General features: G+C 65.6%; 4 protein-coding genes. 2 read left to right on the top strand and 2 right to left on the bottom strand.

Features of this window, described 5'->3' with window-relative positions:
- The first annotated feature begins 120 nt into the window (after positions 1 to 120).
- The gene (gene macA, locus ACOZJV_RS05140; RefSeq protein WP_078473738.1) at positions 121 to 1,269 is read left to right on the top strand and encodes a macrolide transporter subunit MacA; all 1,149 of its coding nucleotides are present in this window, start codon (positions 121 to 123) and stop codon (positions 1,267 to 1,269) included.
- Between the two features lies 1 nt (position 1,270).
- Entirely contained in the window at positions 1,271 to 3,229 is a 1,959-nt protein-coding gene (locus tag ACOZJV_RS05135; RefSeq protein ID WP_421547005.1) for a MacB family efflux pump subunit, read from the top strand.
- Between the two features lie 22 nt (positions 3,230 to 3,251).
- Here the strand turns inward: ACOZJV_RS05135 and ACOZJV_RS05130 are convergent, their stop codons facing one another.
- Both ACOZJV_RS05130 and ACOZJV_RS05125 read right to left on the bottom strand, forming a co-directional pair.
- Complete coding sequence (locus tag ACOZJV_RS05130) at positions 3,252 to 4,055, bottom strand: helix-turn-helix transcriptional regulator (protein WP_421547004.1); 804 nt, start codon at positions 4,053 to 4,055, stop codon at positions 3,252 to 3,254.
- A 244-nt stretch (positions 4,056 to 4,299) separates the two neighbouring features.
- The gene (locus tag ACOZJV_RS05125) at positions 4,300 to 5,250 is read right to left on the bottom strand and encodes a DUF1853 family protein (protein WP_078473741.1); all 951 of its coding nucleotides are present in this window, start codon (positions 5,248 to 5,250) and stop codon (positions 4,300 to 4,302) included.
- Positions 5,251 to 5,327: the final 77 nt, after the last annotated feature.

Raw genomic sequence — 5,327 nt, 5'->3', positions numbered from 1 at the left:
GGCGCTGACCCGGGACCGGCGCGGAGCCGGTTGATTGATCGGGGGCGGCACGCAGGGTCGCCCCCTTGGACAAGGCCCCGGCTACGGCCGGATCTGCCCTCAACGCATTTGTGGTCATCTATGGAAAAGTCGAAGTTGCGTAACGTGGGCCTGGGACTGGCGCTGGTGGTGGCGGCCGGGTTGGTGTTCTACACCGTGCAGGCGCCGGCCGAACCGCCGCAGTACCTGGTGGCCAAGGTCGAGCGCGGGGATATTGAAAACGCGGTGCTGGCCACCGGGTTGCTCGAAGGCATCAAGCAGGTGGATGTCGGGGCCCAGGTCTCCGGGCAGTTGAAGTCGCTCAAGGTCAAGCTCGGGGACAAGGTGAAAAAGGGCCAGTGGCTGGCAGAAATCGACCCGCTGGTGTTGCAGAACACCCTGCGCCAGGCCCTGGTCGACGAGGAGAACCTGCAAGCCCAGCGTCGGGCCACGGCGGCCCAGCTCAAGCAGACCAAGTCGATCTACGAGCGCTACAACGACTTGCAGGCCGACGCCTCGATCTCGCGCCAGGACTTCGAGACCGCCGAGTCCAACTACGAGGTCCAGCGCGCCAACCTGCTGTCGCTGGACGCGCAGATCAAGAGTGCGCATATCCAGATCGATACGGCCCGGGTCAACCTGGCCTATACCCGGATCGTCGCGCCCATCGACGGCGACGTGGTGGGCATCGTCACCCAGGAAGGCCAGACCGTGATCGCCCAGCAACTGGCGCCGGTCCTGCTCAAACTGGCGGACCTGGACACCATGACGGTCAAGGCCCAGGTCTCGGAAGCCGATGTGATCCACATCACCCCGGGGCAAAAGGTCTACTTCACCATCCTCGGTGAAGATCGGCGTTACTACGGCGAGCTGCGCGGCACGGAACCGGCGCCGCAGAACTTCCTCGACACCCAGGCCGCGGGCACCGCGAAGCAGAGCAGCGCGGTGTTCTACAACGCACTGTTCGATGTGCCCAACCCCGACCACCGCCTGCGCATTGCGATGACCGCCCAGGTGCGCATCGTGCTCGACACTGCCCAGGCGGTGCTGATGGTGCCGGTGGCGGCCCTGGGCCCGCGCAACGCCGATGGCAGCTTTCCGGTACGGGTGCTGGACGCCAAGGGCCATGCCCAGCAACGCAACGTGCAGACCGGGATCAACAACAACGTCAAGGTGCAGATCAGGGACGGGCTGGTCGAAGGTGACAAGGTGGTGATCGGCGATCCGGTATCCGCTGTGGCGGGGGCCTGACATGAGCCAGCCACTGTTGCAGCTCAAGGGCATCACCCGTAGTTTCGTGGCCGGTGAAAAAGCCTTTGTCGCCCTGAAGAACATCGACCTGACCATCAACGCCGGGGAAATGGTGGCCATTACCGGCGCCTCGGGCTCGGGCAAGTCGACCCTGATGAACATCCTCGGCTGCCTGGACTACGCCACGGCCGGCAGCTACCAGGTCAACGGCCGGGAAACCCGCGACCTGGACAACCAGGAGCTGGCCGAACTGCGGCGTGACTACTTCGGCTTTATCTTCCAGCGCTACCACCTGCTGCCGCACCTGAGCGCCCTGCACAACGTCGAGATGCCGGCGATCTACGCCGGCACCCCGGAGAGCCAGCGCCATCAGCGGGCCACCGAGTTGCTCGGGCGCCTGGGCCTGTCGGGGCATTTGCTGCATCGCCCCAACCAGCTGTCCGGCGGCCAGCAACAGCGGGTGAGTATTGCCCGGGCCCTGATGAACGGCGGCGAGGTCATCCTGGCCGACGAACCCACCGGTGCCCTCGATACCACCAGCGGCAAGGAGGTGATGAACATCCTGCTGGAGCTGCATGCCGCCGGGCACACGGTGATCATCGTCACCCATGACCCGAAGGTGGCGGCCAACGCCGAGCGCATCATCGAGGTCCGCGATGGCGAGATCATCAGCGATTGCAGGCACCCGCGCCCCGGGCCGGAGCTGCCGGAAGTACCGGCACTGCGCCTCAAGCCGGCGGGCACCCGGCGCCTGGTGGCCAGCCTCGGCCTGTTCAAGGAAGCCTTCGGCATGGCCTGGGTGGCGCTGGTGTCGCACCGCATGCGGACCTTGCTGACCATGCTCGGGATCATCATCGGCATCACCTCGGTGGTCTCAATCGTGGCCATTGGTGAAGGCGCCAAGCGCTATGTGCTCAAGGACATCCAGGCCATCGGCAGCAACACCATCGATGTGTTTCCCGGGGCCAGTTTCGGCGACAGCCGCGCCGCTGCCATCGAAACCCTGATGCCGGCCGATGCGACGGCCCTCAACCAGTTGTATTACGTCGACAGCGCGACCCCGGTGGTGGGGCGCAACCTGCTGCTGCGCTATCGCAATGTGGATGTCAACGCCACGGTCAATGGCGTCAGCGACCGCTATTTCCAGGTGCGTGGCCTGAAGATGCAGGCCGGCATCGCCTTCAGCGAAAGCGATGCGCGGCGCCAGGCCCAGGTGGTGGTGATCGACGACAACACCCGCAGTCGCCTGTTCGGCGCCGGGGTCGACCCCCTGGGTCAGGTGATCCTGGTGGGTTCGCTGCCGTGCACGGTGATCGGGGTGACGGCGGCGACCAAGAACATCTTCTCCGCGGCCAACACCCTGAGCGTCTGGGTGCCCTATGAAACCGCCGCCGGACGCCTGCTGGGCCAGCGCCACCTGGACAGCATCAGCGTGCGGATCAAGGACGGCCAGCCGAGCAAAGTTGTGGAGGACAACGTGACTCAGGTCATGTTGCAGCGCCACGGCACCAAGGACTTCTTCACCAACAACCTGGACAGCATCATGAAGACCGTGGACAAGACCAGCCGCTCCCTGGCCTTGCTGCTGTCGCTGATTGCCTTGATTTCGCTGCTGGTGGGCGGCATCGGGGTGATGAACATCATGCTGGTATCGGTGACCGAACGGACCCGGGAAATCGGCATTCGCATGGCGGTGGGGGCACGGCAGTCGGACATTCGCCAGCAGTTCCTGGTGGAGGCGGTGATGGTCTGCCTGATAGGCGGGGCGATCGGCATCGGTCTGTCGTTCGCCATCGGCTACCTGTTTTCACTGTTGGTCAAGGAATGGCAGATGGTGTTTTCCCTGGGCTCGATCGTCACCGCGTTTGCCTGTTCCACGCTGATCGGCATCGTCTTCGGCTTTGTGCCCGCCCGTAATGCCTCGCGCCTGGACCCCATCGAGGCCCTGGCGCGGGATTGAGCCGAAGCGGCCCGGCCTGATCCTAGGCCAGGCCGCGAGCGGCGCAGGGGGCCGTGGCCTCATCGCCGGAGTACATCCAGCGCAGCAGCGAATTGCGGCCACTGATGCCCATCTTGATCGAGGCGCGCTTGAGGTAGCTTTCCACGGTGTTGACCTTGAGCCGGAACTGTTCCGCCAACTCCGGCGCGGTACGCCCGGCAAGCAGGCCGATGCAGACTTCCGTCTCGCGGTTCGACAGGCTCAGGCCCGATTGCTCCAGGCGTTCGGCAAAGCGCTGGCGCAGGTTTTCCAGGCCCTGGACCGTGGTCGTCGTCACCGGGCCCGCCTGGCGGGTGCTGCTGAGGGGTTGCAGGGCGCTGATATGGGTTTCCACCATGGGCAGCAGTAGTGACGAAAAGTCCTGGAGGATGATGCGTTCCTGGGCGGAAAAGTTCGGCGCATGGGCGCAGCGGTACACCGAGATCACGTAGCGGTAGGCGTCGCGGTGACTGCTCAAGTGCATCTGTGCACTGGCCACTCCGGGCCGGGCAGGCGCGGCCTCGCGGTGCGCCGCTGCGGCGAAGCTGTCGCAGAGAGGCTGGTGGCTGCGTCGGTCGTACACCGTCGCGGCCAGCCACCCGGGCTCGCAGGTGTCGCGGGCGTCATTGGCGGCGCTGGCGTTGCGGCCGTGGGAAGGCGCTTCAGAGGCCAGCGGCAGGCGCCGGATGTGGGTCGCGTCCACCGCCAGCTGAGTCAATATCAAGGCATGCAGCATGCGGGGGAAGTTGCGGCTGCCGGTGCTGGCGATGACCTTGCCAATGTGGGGGAACAGCAGTTGTGAGTTCATTGGTTCATCCATGAGTCCAGGTGGCGGCGTCATTGCCTTTATAACCATGAGTTTTAAGAGGATGTCCTGACCCCTTGATCGAGCACGATAGTGAGTGCAGCCCTCGTATCCTAGTACAGGGTTTCGCGGTCGTTTGCTGCTGCAGCATAAATATGGACGAATGACCTGAGGCGGGCGTTAAGCCCCACTCAGCCTGGGGTGGGCGTGGGCCAAAGGGGGTGATCAATGGACGGGGGGCCGCCGCTCAAGCCTGCCCCGGCACGTTTGGCCACAGGTCGGCCACCAGGAACAGGCGCTCGGCTTCTTCCCAATGGGCCGGGGCTTTCTGCGTCAGGCGCACCAGCAATTGCGCCGGAGCATGGGGGTCGAGCTCGGCCAGCCAGTGTTCGAGCTGGGCCGGGCTCCAGGTCTGCTCGTCAGGGTAATGGGCCGGCGCCAGCCAGGCATGGCGCGGCAAGGGTTGCCAGCGCCCGGGTGGGCTCTGGGCCAGGAATGCCGGCCAGTCATGTTGGTGCAGCCAGCGCCCGTGCAGGTGCCGGGGGTGGGCGCCCAGCGGCGGATGGGCATGGCCGGGCCAGGGGTAGAGCAGGTAGCCGCCCAGCCACAGGTGGGCGCTGAAATGGGTGATGTCCAGGGCGGTCAGTACATCGAGGCTTTCCGGGCGGGCTGAAATCGGCAACTGGTGTTCGCACAAATGGGCCAGCTTGCGGTCCAGGCGGTCATGGCAGCCCGGGCCCAGCCACTGGGCGCTGTCTTCGCCGTTGCCGGCCTGCGGCCCGAGGTACAGCTTGATCGCCAGTTCCAGGTGATGCACGCCGTCGCGGTCGCGCAGCAGCATGTCCAGCTCGCCCAGGGTGTGCCCGGCACGGCGGATCGGCAAGTTGGCCGCGAGCAGCTCGACCCCCGGGGCATGGCGCACCGCGAATTGCCACAAGCGTTCGTAGTACAGGCCCAGGCGCCGGGTGGTGGCCAGGGCCAGCCAATGTTCCAGGGCGCGGTGGTCCTGGTCGAGTTGGCGCAGCCAGTGGGCCAGCAGTTCGGGCGCCTGCACCCAGTCGCTGCCGGCCAGTGGATGACGCTGGGGCCAGGGCGTGTGTTCGAGCATGGGCGGGGCGAGGATGACCCAGGCCAGGTCGCGCACCGCGGGGTGGCGCAACTGGCGTGGGAGGTCGAGCAAGCCGGGAAACAGGATCATTCTGCGAGCATAGCTCCTCGGAGGGTGGCTGAAAGGATTTTGTCTATGGCCGGCTTTCGCCCATAATCCCTCTTTTG

This window comes from Pseudomonas sp. QD4 (assembly GCF_049199125.1).
Taxonomy (GTDB): domain Bacteria; phylum Pseudomonadota; class Gammaproteobacteria; order Pseudomonadales; family Pseudomonadaceae; genus Aquipseudomonas.
The sequence above is the reverse complement of the archived record's forward strand: the minus strand, read 5'-3'. Positions and strand labels throughout refer to the sequence as shown.